The following is a 13,732-nucleotide window of genomic DNA, read 5'->3' as shown; positions in this document are numbered from 1 at the left end:
ACCTAATCGATGGTAATCTTGAATACCTCGGACGCATCGATCGCCAAGTGAAAATTCGCGGCTACCGCATTGAATTGGGAGAAATTGAAAGCCTGCTATTACAACACTCAGCAGTAGAAGAAGCTGTAGTTTTGGCAAAGGAAGATCGATCGAGCAACTATCGTTTAGTTGCTTATATTGTTCCTGATGTAGAGACTAATTTATCAAATTTAAAATTAAAAATCCAAAATCCAAAATCAAATGACTTGCGCTGCTTTCTCAAGCAAAAATTACCAGACTACTCGATCCCTTCAGCTTTTGTAGTGCTGCCATCCCTACCACTAACTCCTAATGGTAAAGTGGATCGAAATGCCTTAATGAAGTCTAATATCAGTAGTCCAGAGCGTCCTTTTGTTACTCCTAAAACTGCCATTGAAGCAACCTTAACAACACTTTGGGCAAATATCCTGAAGCTTGAGCAAGTGGGTATTGAGGACAACTTTTTTGAATTAGGTGGAAATTCCCTGCTGGCAGTCCAGTTATTGGAGCAGGTAGAGCGGCAATTCGAGCAAAAACTACCATTGTCCGATCTCTTTGGTGCGCCAACTGTTGAGCAATTCGCGCCTCTGATTCAGAAATGGAGAAAGCCTAAACGTAATTCTAAGCGATCGCCCCTTGTGCCACTCCAGCCTTTAGGTTTTAAGCCGCCATTCTTCTGTATTCACCCAATTTTCGGTGTTGTTCTGCCCTACTACGAGTTGGCGCGTCATTTAGGAACCGAACAGCCCTTTTACGGACTGCAACCTTTTGGGATGGACGGTTTGCATCCACCATTAACCAGCATTGAGGAGATGGCAGCTGGCTACATCGAAGCACTGCGTCAAATTCAGCCGCACGGTCCTTATCAGCTAGGTGGTTGGTCTTTTGGCGGTTTAGTTGCCTATGAGATGGCGCAACAGTTACACCAAGCAGGAGAGCAAGTGAGTTTCTTGGCAATCCTAGATACGATCGCTCCTATTTCTAGCAATCGAGTTTCCTGGGGCGATGGTTTGAAATTTCTCCTGACAACCGTACCTGGTTCTATTTATCCTTTTGTTCGGGATTACTGGTCGTTGCTTCGCGATCGCCTGGCGCGTTCTAGAAACGATAATAGCGATCGCCTACGCACTTCAAATCCAATTTCTACAATGAAAAAAATTTTGACTCCTCACGCATGGCTATCTTCCCTAGAACGAACAACTATTAGCCATCTCCTTCCACGATCGGCTGTTTTAAGAATGCTGGACGAGTTAACCATTCATCGACTGATGAAGATTTTTTCTGCCAATAGCCGAGCTACCTTGAAGTATACACCTCGACCTTACCCTCTAGCGATCGCCCTATTTAGAACTACCGAATTGCAAAAAAAATCTCACGACCCAACTTTAGGTTGGAGTCAATTGTCAAGATCTGGCGTGCAAGTTCACTACATTTCTGGTAACCACTTGACTATGCTGCAAAAGCCTCACGTCCGAGTGCTTGCCGAACACTTACGCAGATATCTGGCATAACGCCAAACGAGATCGACGAATAGCTTTGTCTATGCTGCTGAGTGATGTTGACTTTCCCCAGTCTATATCGATTGTTTCGGTTGGGAGCAGCGCTCGCGCCAGAGATTAAGTCAGGCGATCTCGCTAGAATCGCTCGTGTCCGATGTCCTTGAGCGCCGCCAGAGCAGCCCGATCCCGATCCATTTCCCAATCTCCATGAATGCTAAACATGCTGAAGAACAGAACGTTGTGAAGTTTCTGACGCCGAGCGTAGGCAGCCATGTCCCGCAGCCACAACGCTCGGGCCTCTCGCCCGTGCTGACCTTTCCACTCTCCGTCTGAGCCTCCTGGGTTGAACCAGTTAGGGTCTGACCCACACTCGCTAATCGCCACCGGCTTGTTGACACCGAACTCCGCCATCCATTTGCGCAGTGTCGCGATCGCATCTTCCCTGAGCTGACCCCCGTACATGTGAGTGCCGATGAGATCGGCATATTTCCCAATGCCTGCCTTGAGGAGAGCGCGGTTGTATTCCGTGTTTGGTCTTTGGGCGGGAGAAGACTCCACGAGGATGCCCCGATCCACTTTTTTTATCGCCTCATAACACGCTTTTTGCATCTTCACTACAGTAGCGGGTTCGACTTTCGCCCGTTGTCCTTCACCGTAGTCGAGGTCTGGTTCGTTATCCACTATGTAGTAGCGTACCGTATCCTTCCAATGACGAGCCACTTGACCGCATTTCCAAGCATAGTTCTTCGTCCACTGGACGGGATCGTATTCGGCAGCATCGAGTTCCCACCTGAAAGCGATTACCATGTGAAGGGCTAACCCTTGAGCCAAGTGTTCTTGAATCACGACATCGCGCCGAGAGAAATCGCACGGCTCACCCTCCCGCTCGCACTTCATCTTGTCTGCTCCGGTGCGGACTGCGGTGAGACCGAGAGCGGAGATCCGCTTTGACACCATTTGGCTGAACTCCTGAGAGTCGTCGTATCCAGTGCCGTTGTTCACGCCGAAGATGACGTTCCCGTCTCCTCGCTGCGACACGTCGGTGTTCAAGTCGGCGCAGGCGAAAGAAAATGGCAGAATCGCACTGAGAATGAACGCACAGCAGAGGAATAAGAGCTTCGGATATTTCCTTGGATGAACAGCGGCAATGAGGCGATCGATTGTGACGCGGTAAAGATCGGATATGTGCATAATTTCTCATGCTGTAAAGTTTGATAAGGCGGTTATGTCTTTGTTTGTGCCAAACATTACCTGCTGAAATTCTTTTGAGTCAAGTTAAATCAACTTTTGACAAACCGAGCGGAGTTTTCGCCAATTTAAAAGGTGCTAGCCAGGTTTTTTCAGACAAAGCTTGTCAAGCGTCAAGCGCGTAAGTTTCTGCACGATGGCTACGAGAACGCCACGACAGTGAGCTGGGGCGGATGATGCTAAATCCATTCCCAGATAGCGCGCCCAGTTCCATTTAAGGCGAGTTCCAGGATTCCTTCAGGATCGGTTCATGTGAGTCCGAAAACAGCCTGATTTCCGAAGCGTCACAATTAGATGCGTTCGCCCTAGCCAAGATCGTTTGAGCCAGGTTTTGCAAGTTAGCTTTTCGAGCCGCCATTGCTGGCGTACTATCCAGTCCGACTGTAGCTAAAATTGTTTCCCAACGGTAAACCCAATCATGCCGTAGCAGCGAGTTCACCACATTATCAGTACGGATTTTTTGTAAGCGCTGTGGGTCAGCGTCAAGTTCGGCCAGAATTTCAGCAATGTGAGGCACATCGTAGGGAATTTCGATCGCTGCACCCTCCCAGTCGAAATGTTGATGAAATGATTCGGATTCGGGCGGCACTCCCAGCATCACAACTCCTGCTGCTGCTCCCTCAAAAAAGCGCGCGCCCACTTCTTGTTGTCCGCCTGTGGCATTTGTATCGTCAAATTTCGCGCTGTTAGCAATGAAATAACGGCTCTTTTTCAAAATATTTCTATATAAGCTGCGATGATATTTATAGTCGATGGCGTATAAGTCTCTGAGAGTTTCATATATATAAAAAAAACTGGTGTTTTCTGCTATCTCCAGTAAAGCTTGGTGCGTTACCTGCGAGCGACGACCAACACTATAAAGATCGACACTGCGTTCTCGCTCCAAGGGATAAGGACAGAACTTAATTGCATCAACGCCAAAAGGAATATACTCACAAGGGCGCTGGACGATCTCAGCTACTCCTGAAATGCTATTGCTAAAGTTCATGAAAATTCGATCGAAGTCTTTCAAAAGACTTAGTTGTGCTTTCCAGCTCTGAAGATCTTTCGCCCAAATTTCATCGAGCCAAACTACAGCTTTGTGGCAACGCTCGCGCCATCCCTTAATTGAATTAATACAGAGGATATCTTGCGGGGACTGGCACAGAAAAAAGAATAAGTCATAGTCTTGCTGGAGCTGAACTCGATCGAACAATGGATTCATTAGCTTGCTATGACCAATCGCTTTGGCTGCATGATTTGCTAGCTTATTCGTCACTTTGAATAAGTTGGGTTGAAAATTTGGTGTCAGCAGCTCGGCTGAGTCTAATTCGCAAATCGCATCTTCCAGCTCGTACAAATAACAGCGAGCCACATGAAACTTAATATTTCGTAAGGACAACAATAAAACCCGAGCGTCTTTTTGAGGATTAAGCTTCAATGCTTCTGTCATAGGACTTCTACCTGCTGAAGATTTTCTGCTTGACTTTTGCAGCAGCTACAATAGCTACTCTCAAATTTCCGCAAACAAGTTAGAGCAAATTTTTCACTGCTTGCCCGTCCTTGTTTCTCGCGCTGCGCTGCTCGACAAATTTCAGTACGATCTTTGGTGCTGTCACCTCTATACTCCGGTCAAATGAAAAACCTGTCAATTGGGCACCAATCTCATCGTTTGTCAATTAGGTAAAGTACGGGAAAGTGCAAGTATTTATTTCTTTTACAGATAAAAACAATTTTGATTCAGCAAGTTTTTACAACACCACCCCTAAAGGTATTGTTAGCTTCTAAATGCCTGTTACATGCTCCCCTGAGAGACTGTGTTAGACTACTGTTATCTATCGATAGCTTTCAGCTTCTAACTTCCCTTTGCAATCGTGGTGACAATAGCAGACGCAAAAAACTACCAGCAAGAACGCCGATACGGGAATCGAGGCAGCATTGATTTATTTGCACCGATGGTAGATTTTAACATCATGTCAGAGGTAGGGGAAACTCCGCCATAGAGCGTGCGCCTAGCTTCACAAAGAACTTCATCCAAAATTAAGGTCGTAGTATTAGTACGCCAGTCTGCCAACTTTGCCGTTTGGGAGAAGCTAAAGTGTTGGCTAATTCTATAGATCTATTTAGGGATTCTACAGGACCCCTAAAGCTCCCTCCTAAATTATTTGTAATCCATATTGCTGCCAAAGCGATTACCTGGTACTGGAATACTAAGTTGCTGTGGCGCTGGCATCAGAAAAACGTGGAAGTTCGAGCGCAAAAGTTTTCCTGTCTCGATCGCCCAAACACTAGATGAGATTCTGAAGCATTGAATCATGAACGTACAATTATCTAACTTCAAATGGAGACGATTGAGAGAAATATTAGTCACGACTATACTTAAATGGTTGCCAACATCTGCATCAGCCGTAATTTTACGCAATCAAATATATCGCACAATTTTTAAACGTATAGGTAAAGCAGTTTATCTTCAAGACGGTGTTGAATTTAGCGGGACTCGTAATCTTGAAGTCGGCGATCGCGTTTGCATTTACCGAGGGGTACGGGTCAATGCATCAGAAAATAACTGTAGGATTTCGATTGGCGAGCGCGTAGTTCTAGAACGTGGAGTTGAGATTGGCGGCGGCGAAAACTGCCAGATTAAGATTGGCAAACAGACGTTTATTGGACCATATACCTGTATTGATGTGTCTGGTGATGTCAAAAGTGGCAAACATTGTTCGATTGGAGATGATTGTTGGCTGGGATATGGAGTCAAAGTTCTTGATGGTGTCACTATCGGTCGGGGTAGCATTATTAGTGCTGGAGCAGTCGTAACTCAAGATATTCCACCAGACTCAGTTGCAGTAGGCGTACCAGCGCGGATCATCTCTAACCGCAAGCCACTCAAGCTAGTCGAGCGAAGGAGCGATCTTGAACACGTTCACGTATTTGAAGACAACAACCGCCTGTTTTCGCTCAGTTCTTCCTTGAGCCAAATGGAAATGACTGCGCGGCAGAGCCACCAAAGCGCTCAGCCGCGCGCTCGAAGTTTATCTTCTCAATTCGTCGTCAACCATCTGCTATACGACCTACTCGAATGTATTCGCCAAGTCATGCACGTTGATACAGTTACAGTGCTACTACGTACAGCCAGCGAGCAGCAACTAACCGTAAGTGCTACTTTGGGGCTGGAAGAAGAAATAGAAACAAAAGTCAAAATACCTATAGGACAGGGCTTTGCCGGTCAGATCGCTGCCAGCCGAGAACTAGCGATCGTCTACGATCTATCGCAGGTAAATGTTTTTAGTACAATTTTACGAAAAAAAGGACTGCACTCAATGTTAGGCGTACCTTTACTGGCTAAAGAGCGTGTTATTGGGGTATTTCATGTTGGTACGCTTCGCCCTCGACACTTCACCTCTCATGAGGCACAAAGAATGCAATCCGTCGCTGGGCGCATCGGCTTAGCAGTGGAACCATTGTTAGACTGGTCCAAAATATTAATTTAGGAAAGAAAATAATAAAACATTTAAGTGAGTGTTTACCCAGCCTACATTTATTTCTTTGGTTGGGAGAAGCGATCGCCTTGAGGGCGAGCAATTGAACTCAAGCGCCATTGTCAACGCAATCGAGTCAGGACGATCCGTTCGACTTAATTTCCCATCAGCTCAACAATTTTAGCAATTGACAAAGACATAATTAATGCGTACAACAGCATGGTTAGATCGCCGATTAATACACTATCTGGTATCCAACTAAATCCCAGGTTAAACAATAAGCCGATTAATAATAGTAGACTTGCTTTATTCTGGAAAAACTCCCCTAGATTCATCTCGACTACGATAATTGAAAAAGGCAGAATATATTGCACGTTATTGTAAGTAGCTCTGATAGTAGGAAGAAAATGCTCGGCTAATAAAACGATTGATATTCCTGATAGAAATACTAAGCCAGAGCCGCGAGCGCCGGGACGATTTCTATCAAGGTAAAAACAGATAGCTAGTAAAGTTATTCCGAGGAACAGCATCAAGATATTAGCAGAAAGATTTAACCCGAAATAATGTTTGAAAATTGAGGGGAATGACGTGTCTGATGCTGGAAAATCTAAAGCCTTTGTCAGATTAGTCAAGCCTTCGATGGGAACGGGAGACTCAGTATTTACGTTGTCAGCATTCACGATAGTCTTGACTTCGAGCAAACCTAAATGGGCTTTTTGGTAGATTTTCATGGCAGAAAAATAGCTATTCCAAGTGCCAACATCAGCCAGTAGGAAGGAAAAAAGTAGTCCTGATAATAGACCGACTGCTGTTCCAATCAGTAAAACCCATTGTCTGTAGACGACCATCGGAACGGACATTAGAAACAGTGGTGGTCTAAGGCTAGCTGTTAAGCCTACCAAGAACCCACTCAACAGATGATCTTTTCTCGCAGAGTTACGTGCTAACCAGTAGGCACACGATAATAAAAATACATACAGAATGTAGATTTGTCCCCTTTCAACGTGGAAGCGCCAGAAGAAACTACCAGAAAAGAATAACAAACCTAAAATTAAGATAAACTTGCTTTTGAGTGGAGAAATTTTGTCAACTTTGGTTAAAACAGTTAAGGTTGACAAAAATAACCCCCATTGCAACGCAAACCAGACAATCTTTTGAGTTAGGTAGGGGAGCTTTGCCATTGCTGCGTGAAGTACGACAACAGTCGGTGGAATTGTCGCTCTGGAAACAGGCCAGCTCGGATCGACTATTGGATCTAGAAATAAATCTGAAATCCCGGGATGCCATTTAAAGTAATAAGGATCGATTCCCCCAATTAAAAGCCTCGCTGCTACCACTCGATTTCGGAAGTCAACTGCACCAGAACTCATCGTATTTTTCCAGTCGATTAAAAAGCCCAAGAGCGCTACAATCACTGCAAGAATCAGGAAGAGATTTGCCACTTGATGACCAAGATTTTGTTTGGATTCTTCGGCACTATTCGATTGCTGTTGAGTCGATAACTTGCTCATCGGATAACGCTCCCTCTGTTTCGGCATTGTGGTTCTGTCAAATGAAGAAGGAATGATAGGGATGATAGTTAATCAGATAGTTTCCTCTCATGACTACAAAATTATCCTTATCCTCTCGCCATCCTTCCCACGCCTAAATTAGCAGAAGACAGCATTTGGCTCTACAACTCTTTCTTGCTTCGCTAACAGTACCGTGCGGAGGTCACCTCCGATGAGGCAACTGTCCGGTGCTGTATCGGGATATTTTCGTCGGATATATCAAGCAGTTGGCGTTTGAGAAAGATTTTTTCATCGGCGAGCGTGTCTTGGGATACGGAAGTTGTCGTGACTCTTCCTTTAGATAGAGCTTAGTCGCAACTCATTCCAGTCACTTGCATTAGTTGAGAAAAATACTAATTTTCATAATACTCTGTTGGTATATTATTGGTATAAAGTGATGAGCCAAAACCTGCATATTTTTTGCCTTCTGGATGTCGGACTCATGTATTTAGCGGTTCTAATTGGGCTAGTTAGTCAATCCATTGCTCAATTGGTGGAGTGACATGCAACAGTTAGATCGGAGCGCTGGAGTGGCACAGCCAGCGCTCAAACAGCAATTTGTCCGTCGCGCGCGGCTGCCAGAACAGGGCGAAGCTTTATGGCGGATCGAATCAGGTGTTGTCTGTAGCATGACTTGGACTAGTGACGGCGAGCTAGTTTGCTTGGGCTATTGGGGAGTGGGAGATGTCGTGGGACATCGATTGTCACGAGTGCGACCATACGAACTCCAATGCCTCACCGATGTCGTCATTAGTTGCTGTCCCTACACTCAGCGAGCGCAATTCACTGATGCTATCATTCACTCCCAGCAGCAAACCGAAGAACTCCTGAGCATCATCCATCTCAATCCCCTGTCTCAGAAGTTGTGGCAGCTCCTCATGTGGTTGAGTCAAAAATTCGGTCGTGACGTGGAAAACGGTCGCTGGCTCGATCTGCCACTGACACATCAGCAGTTGGCTCAGACGCTGGGAACGAATCGCGTCACGGTGACCACGCTCCTCCAGATGTTAGAAGCCGAGGGCAAAATCCAACGGCAGCAGCGGCGGCTCGTCGTCACGCGGCACTAATCTTACGGTTGTGTCGCAAAAACAGATAAATGGTAAGGTGGGAAAGCCGAAACCTCGAATCCTGCTTTCCAATGTCTGCTCCTTCCCTATTCAAATGGCGACACTTTCTGCCAGATGTCATCGTGCTCAATGTCCGTTGGTATTGTCGCTACGCCTTGAGCTATCGTGACCTGGAGGAAATGATGGCGGAGCGAGGGATTGAAGTAGACCATGCGACCATCAACCGTTGGGTGCTGAAATATGCTCCAGAGTTGGACAAACGAATTCGCCCTCATCTACGACTTACAAACGACTCGTGGCGAGTCGATGAAACGTATATCCAGGTCAAGGGACAGTGGAAGTATTTGTATCGCGCCGTGGATTCGCAAGGAAACACACTGGACTTTCTGCTTTGTGCCAAACGCGATGCAGTTGCGGCAGAGCGGTTCTTGCGCAAAACGCTTAATGACATTGTACCGAGATAGACGTAAAATCCTGCAAGATAGACTAAAAATCCTTATCCTATCAAGGTTTGGAAATTTGCTATATCAGAATTTAAAAAGCCGTTATTTGCAATGAAAAAGCAAGTCTTTTGTAGGCATCTTGCAGATTTTGACAAACATCTCGGTGCAATGCCTTGGAGGCTTGGGGGTATTGAGACGGGCTAGAGGAAATGGTTGCAAATTGAACCGCAGTGCTGCCATTCTAGGGGTTAAGATCGACTCTTCTTTCTGACTCAAAGAAATTCTTTGGAAGCCGTACTTCACCGCTAATAAGATAGATGAATGACATTGCAATGGAATTCGTTCTGCCGCTAGATTTAGTCAGAAATTCTCTTACGGGCTTCGTTGCCCGATTTGCAGTGCTGATGATGCTGGGATGGATGACAGACCAAATTCGCAAATCAGAAAAAAGCATCATGCCTGTTCAAAAGGCAATCTTGATTGCAGGGGTGCTGTCAATTGCGAGTAGCTTTACAAATTGGCGTTGAAGCTTAGGTATCCTTTTACAGGACTGAAAGCTCCCAAGCGCGAACGACTTCGTGAGTCAATCATCATTTGGGTTGACATTGTGTTTAACTTATCCATAGATGGAGATAGGTATGGCGATCGATGACCCCATTGAATCCCGCTGGGGTTCAGCAGTCCTGCAATTGGTCTTGCTTTCGTTCGGACTGACGATCTTATTTGCGCTCGTCTACTGGGGAATAGATGGACTGAACTGGGGATTACTGCAAGATCGGGAGGGTAAACGAGCAGTCAGATTTTTACCATTTCTTTATTTCAGCATTGAAACCTTTTTTCGGATTGGGTATGGAACCCAAGTACCGCTGGGAGCAATGTGGATCGCTGTCACCTTAGAAGCTCTCAGTCATTTTGTGGTCGAGATTCTCTTTATCGCTCACTTTGCGACGCTGAGTTTAAACAAATTAGTTTCGCTCAGCAATCGCACGCGCCTGGAAAACCTGCTGAATCGTTTTTAGATTGCCAACTCCATCGTGTCACTCGATTCAATCAATGGATAAGCCAAACCGTATCTTGATTTTATTTGCTCATCCGGCACTGGAAAAGTCACGAATCAATCGCCAATTGATTAAGGCCGTTCGTGGAATGGACTCCATTACCATTCGCGACCTATATGAGCACTATCCCAACTTTCATATTGATGTGAAGTTTGAGCAAGCGCTTCTGGTCACCCATGACATCATTATTTTTCAACATCCCTTCTACTGGTACAGCAGCCCTGCCATCCTCAAAGAATGGCAAGATCTAGTGCTGGAACATGGCTTTGCCTATGGTCATAATGGCACTGCCTTACGCGGAAAAAAGCTCCTTTCTGCTATTACCACTGGAGGGAGCGAGCAGGCTTATTGCCGACAGGGACATAATTACTTCACAATCCGAGAACTTCTGGCTCCCTTTGAGCAAACGGCACATCTGTGTGGGATGGAATACTTACCACCGTTTGTGATTCACGGAACCCACCAACTACAGGAGACTCACCAAATTTCTAGGTATGTCAAAGACTATCAAACCGTGATTCTCATGCTACGCAACCACGCGATTGATTGGGAGCAACTGCTGCAACACCGACATCTAAATCATTACCTTGAGCAAGCGCTCGACACGCAGGAGACACCTCTCCATGTCCAATGAAAACTTATTCTTTCAGGCTTTCGTCTACCTAGCGGCGGCAGTCATTACAGTGCCAATTTCCAAACGACTGGGACTGGGTTCTGTATTGGGATATTTGATTGCTGGAGTCGTTATCGGTCCGTTCGGGCTGCGTCTAGTGGGGCAGGAAGGTCAGGATGTCATGCGCTTCGCTGAGTTTGGCGTGGTGATGATGTTATTTCTAGTAGGCTTGCAACTTCAGCCCGATCTGCTGTGGCGGATGCGAGTCCCAATCTTGGGATTGGGCGGATTGCAGATGGTTGCTAACGTTGTCCTCCTGTCAGGGCTAGGAATCCTGTTGGGACTGTCGTGGCAAACCGCACTGGCGATCGCGCTGATCCTGCCCCTCTCTTCGACGGCGATCGGCGTACAAACCCTGAGTGAACGGGGACTTATGAGAACAGAGGGAGGACAGTCCGCCTTTTCAATCCTGCTGTTTCAGGCAGTTGCCGTTATTCCTATCCTGGCACTGTTGCCCCTGCTATCCACAAATCCTGGAGAGGCGGTGAGTCAAACTGCAACATCAAGCAATACACTGGCAGGCTGGCAACAAACTCTACTGGTCATGAGTACGGTGGGCGGTATTGTCGTGGGTGGGCGATTCTTGATGCGTCCGGTATTTCGCTTTATTGCAGCTACTCGCCTGCGCGAGATTTTTACGGCGACGGCACTACTGCTGGTTGTGGGAATTACCCTGGCAATGCAAGCAGTCGGATTATCTCCAGCATTGGGAACGTTTGTAGCGGGGGTGGTGCTGGCGGAAAGTGAGTATCGTCATGAGTTAATGAGTACCGTTGAACCGTTCCAGAGCTTGCTGCTGGGGTTATTTTTTCTCTCGGTCGGAGCTAGCATCAATTTCAACTTAATCCTGGGGCAACCATTGCTAATTTTCGGGTTAATTGTTGGAGTCTCCATCCTTAAATCTGGGGTGTTAATTGCGCTAGGGAAGCTATTCAAACTGGATTTGAATCAGAGTATCTTGTTTGCGTTTGCCCTGGTACAAGGTGATGAGTTTGCGTTTGTTTTGTTTTCTTTTGCAGCACAGAGCAACGTGCTTTCAGAGAATCTGGCAGGCAGCTTGATTGCCGTTGTCGCCCTTTCGATGCTGCTATCGCCGCTGTTTATGATTGCCTACGATCGCCTGATCGTACCTCGTTTTCTTTTACAGTTAGACGATCGGGAAGCCGATGACATTGAAGACAATGAAAACTCTGTAATCATTGCTGGGTTTGGGCGATTTGGTCAAATTGTCGGACGGTTGTTGCTCGCGAATGGCTATCCAATTACCGTTTTAGAGTATAACCCAGCCCAAATTGAGCTATTGCGGCGCTTTGGCTGGAAGGTATTTTATGGTGATGCCTCTCGGATCGATCTGTTATATGCAGCTGGGGCAGCACAGTCTAAACTTCTGGTCGTAGCGATCGACGATCGCGAGCAAATCCTGGAGATTGTAGACTTGGCACGTAAGCACTTTCCGCACCTCAAGATTTTAGCGCGGGCGATCGATCGTCGCCATTGCTACGAGTTGATTCGCCGTGGAGTAGATGTGATTCAACGCGAGACATTTGGGTCGGCGTTAGATATGGGCGTTGAGGCATTGAAGCTATTGGGATTACGAGCCTATAAAGCACATCGCGCTGCTCAAACCTTCAGACATCATGATGAAGAAGCATTGTATGATATGGCTTCTGTAGAAGGAGATGACACCGCTTTGATGGCACGCTCTCGTCAATTAGCACAAGATCTGGAGCGAATTTTGCAGTCTGACGAACGAGAAATCGCCCATGACGATCGAGCTTGGGATGTCCTAGCTCAGCAAAGAGATGCTATCTAAGACGTGTAACAAGTCAGAGCAATCGCTGCAATTGCTAAATAAAAATCTAGATCCAGTTTCATGAAAACTACTTGCAGCCTTCCACAAAATCAATCACTTGATGTAAAGACCCTGGTTTGGTCACAATCAATATAGTTGAATTGGGTTCCAGTACCGTACTACCGTTAGGAATCATCAGATTCTCGTGGGGATGGGGTTGATAGCCAATAATTAAAGAACCTGCGGGGAACCGGGGATCTCGAGCAATTTCGGCAACGCTACGATTAGCAACATAACAACTTTCTGGAATGGAAAGTTTCAGTACCTCAATCTGCCCTTGCTCAAAATGCATCATCGATTCTACTTGCGGATACTCGATCGCATTCACCATTGTGGCAACTGCCAAGTCAACAGTACTGACAATATGGTTGGCTCCTGCAAGGCGTAGCGGTTCGGCAAAGTCGCGATGTCGCATTCGTGCCAAAATGTGGGAAGCTCCGTAGTGCTTGGCAAGAGTCACCATTGCCAAATTCAAGGCATCATGGCGAAGGACAGCCGCTACAGAATCAGCTTTGCGAATCCCTGCTTCTAACAAAACTTCCGTATTTACCGCACTTCCTTCAAAAGCCATCACCCCCACTTGTTCGCGGGCATAACGGCAAGCAATAGGATCGATATCAATAATGGCTACGGTATGCCCTAGTTCTACAAGGCTTTGCGCTAGACTTAGCCCGACTAAACCTGCTCCGCCAATGAGGACGTACATTGTTGTTTCCTAATGCTACTGTTCCTTGCTTTACTTTAAGGGCTAGCAAACGATTAGATTGTACTTTAAACAAATGTAAGTTTGCGCGCACCAGAAGTAGATGAGTTTTCTATAGCAGCCAATGCAATGTCTGTGCTCACCTAAACATAGCAAGACGAGT

The 13,732-nt window shown here is 46.3% G+C and carries 12 protein-coding genes and 1 pseudogene; 9 read left to right on the top strand and 4 right to left on the bottom strand.

The features are described 5' to 3' along the window. Positions 1-1,529, top strand: a 1,529-nt coding sequence (locus C7Y66_RS02615) for a thioesterase domain-containing protein (RefSeq protein WP_233222492.1), incomplete at its 5' end; no start/stop codon positions are given. Between the two features lie 123 nt (positions 1,530-1,652). On the opposite strand, the gene C7Y66_RS02610 is transcribed toward C7Y66_RS02615, so the two are convergent. Together C7Y66_RS02610 and C7Y66_RS02605 are read right to left on the bottom strand one after the other, a co-directional pair. Continuing rightward, a complete protein-coding gene (locus tag C7Y66_RS02610; protein ID WP_106218125.1) occupies positions 1,653-2,708 on the bottom strand; it encodes a hypothetical protein in 1,056 nt (351 codons plus the stop codon). A gap of 271 nt (positions 2,709-2,979) precedes the next feature. Continuing rightward, positions 2,980-4,197 (bottom strand): glycosyltransferase, encoded by a 1,218-nt coding sequence (locus C7Y66_RS02605; protein WP_106218124.1) that lies wholly within the window; start codon positions 4,195-4,197, stop codon positions 2,980-2,982. 421 nt (positions 4,198-4,618) lie between these two features. On the opposite strand from C7Y66_RS02605, the gene C7Y66_RS32815 reads away from it, so the two are divergent. Next, positions 4,619-4,747 carry a hypothetical protein gene (locus C7Y66_RS32815; protein WP_255409927.1) on the top strand — a complete coding sequence of 43 codons (129 nt, stop codon included), beginning with the start codon at positions 4,619-4,621 and terminating at the stop codon, positions 4,745-4,747. Positions 4,748-5,059: 312 nt separating this feature from the next. Beyond that, positions 5,060-6,235: a GAF domain-containing protein gene (locus C7Y66_RS33215; RefSeq protein WP_106544350.1), complete on the top strand. Its 1,176-nt coding sequence runs from the start codon at positions 5,060-5,062 to the stop codon at positions 6,233-6,235. Positions 6,236-6,378: 143 nt separating this feature from the next. On the opposite strand, the gene C7Y66_RS02590 is transcribed toward C7Y66_RS33215, so the two are convergent. After that, positions 6,379-7,761: a glycosyltransferase family 87 protein gene (locus C7Y66_RS02590; protein ID WP_106544349.1), complete on the bottom strand. Its 1,383-nt coding sequence runs from the start codon at positions 7,759-7,761 to the stop codon at positions 6,379-6,381. Between the two features lie 515 nt (positions 7,762-8,276). On the opposite strand from C7Y66_RS02590, the gene C7Y66_RS02585 reads away from it, so the two are divergent. From C7Y66_RS02585 to C7Y66_RS02560, 6 genes and pseudogenes are all read left to right on the top strand, one after another. Beyond that, positions 8,277-8,840: a Crp/Fnr family transcriptional regulator gene (locus C7Y66_RS02585; protein WP_106218977.1), complete on the top strand. Its 564-nt coding sequence runs from the start codon at positions 8,277-8,279 to the stop codon at positions 8,838-8,840. A 71-nt stretch (positions 8,841-8,911) separates the two neighbouring features. Continuing rightward, positions 8,912-9,283, top strand: a pseudogene (locus tag C7Y66_RS02580) (IS6 family transposase); the annotation flags it as partial. Between the two features lie 317 nt (positions 9,284-9,600). Continuing rightward, positions 9,601-9,810 (top strand): hypothetical protein, encoded by a 210-nt coding sequence (locus C7Y66_RS02575; RefSeq protein WP_106218978.1) that lies wholly within the window; start codon positions 9,601-9,603, stop codon positions 9,808-9,810. A gap of 99 nt (positions 9,811-9,909) precedes the next feature. Next, the gene (locus C7Y66_RS02570; protein WP_106544342.1) at positions 9,910-10,302 is read left to right on the top strand and encodes an ion channel; all 393 of its coding nucleotides are present in this window, start codon (positions 9,910-9,912) and stop codon (positions 10,300-10,302) included. A gap of 34 nt (positions 10,303-10,336) precedes the next feature. Next, positions 10,337-10,975 (top strand): NAD(P)H-dependent oxidoreductase, encoded by a 639-nt coding sequence (locus C7Y66_RS02565; RefSeq protein ID WP_106218980.1) that lies wholly within the window; start codon positions 10,337-10,339, stop codon positions 10,973-10,975. Beyond that, entirely contained in the window at positions 10,965-12,827 is a 1,863-nt protein-coding gene (locus C7Y66_RS02560; protein ID WP_106218981.1) for a monovalent cation:proton antiporter-2 (CPA2) family protein, read from the top strand. The genes C7Y66_RS02565 and C7Y66_RS02560 overlap by 11 nt, the downstream gene beginning before the upstream one ends. Before the next feature lie 67 nt (positions 12,828-12,894). Here C7Y66_RS02560 and C7Y66_RS02555 read toward each other — a convergent pair whose 3' ends face one another. Then, a complete protein-coding gene (locus tag C7Y66_RS02555; RefSeq protein ID WP_106544341.1) occupies positions 12,895-13,572 on the bottom strand; it encodes a TrkA family potassium uptake protein in 678 nt (225 codons plus the stop codon). Positions 13,573-13,732: the final 160 nt, after the last annotated feature.

This window comes from Chroococcidiopsis sp. CCALA 051, from assembly GCF_003015105.1.
GTDB classification, from domain to species: Bacteria; Cyanobacteriota; Cyanobacteriia; order Cyanobacteriales; family Chroococcidiopsidaceae; genus Chroococcidiopsis; species Chroococcidiopsis thermalis.
Note: the sequence above shows the minus strand (reverse complement) of the source record. Positions and strands in the feature narration are given on the sequence as shown.

What these genes read in the sequence shown, in the direction of transcription:
- C7Y66_RS02575 (WP_106218978.1), top strand. Translation starts at nt 9,601, where the DNA reads ATGAATGACATTGCAATGGAATTCGTTCTGCCGCTAGATTTAGTCAGA.
- C7Y66_RS02590 (WP_106544349.1), bottom strand. Translation starts at nt 7,761, where the DNA reads ATGCCGAAACAGAGGGAGCGTTATCCGATGAGCAAGTTATCGACTCAA.
- C7Y66_RS02570 (WP_106544342.1), top strand. Translation starts at nt 9,910, where the DNA reads ATGGAGATAGGTATGGCGATCGATGACCCCATTGAATCCCGCTGGGGT.
- C7Y66_RS02585 (WP_106218977.1), top strand. Translation starts at nt 8,277, where the DNA reads ATGCAACAGTTAGATCGGAGCGCTGGAGTGGCACAGCCAGCGCTCAAA.
- C7Y66_RS02565 (WP_106218980.1), top strand. Translation starts at nt 10,337, where the DNA reads ATGGATAAGCCAAACCGTATCTTGATTTTATTTGCTCATCCGGCACTG.
- C7Y66_RS02555 (WP_106544341.1), bottom strand. Translation starts at nt 13,572, where the DNA reads ATGTACGTCCTCATTGGCGGAGCAGGTTTAGTCGGGCTAAGTCTAGCG.
- C7Y66_RS02610 (WP_106218125.1), bottom strand. Translation starts at nt 2,708, where the DNA reads ATGCACATATCCGATCTTTACCGCGTCACAATCGATCGCCTCATTGCC.
- C7Y66_RS33215 (WP_106544350.1), top strand. Translation starts at nt 5,060, where the DNA reads ATGAACGTACAATTATCTAACTTCAAATGGAGACGATTGAGAGAAATA.
- C7Y66_RS02560 (WP_106218981.1), top strand. Translation starts at nt 10,965, where the DNA reads ATGTCCAATGAAAACTTATTCTTTCAGGCTTTCGTCTACCTAGCGGCG.
- C7Y66_RS02605 (WP_106218124.1), bottom strand. Translation starts at nt 4,197, where the DNA reads ATGACAGAAGCATTGAAGCTTAATCCTCAAAAAGACGCTCGGGTTTTA.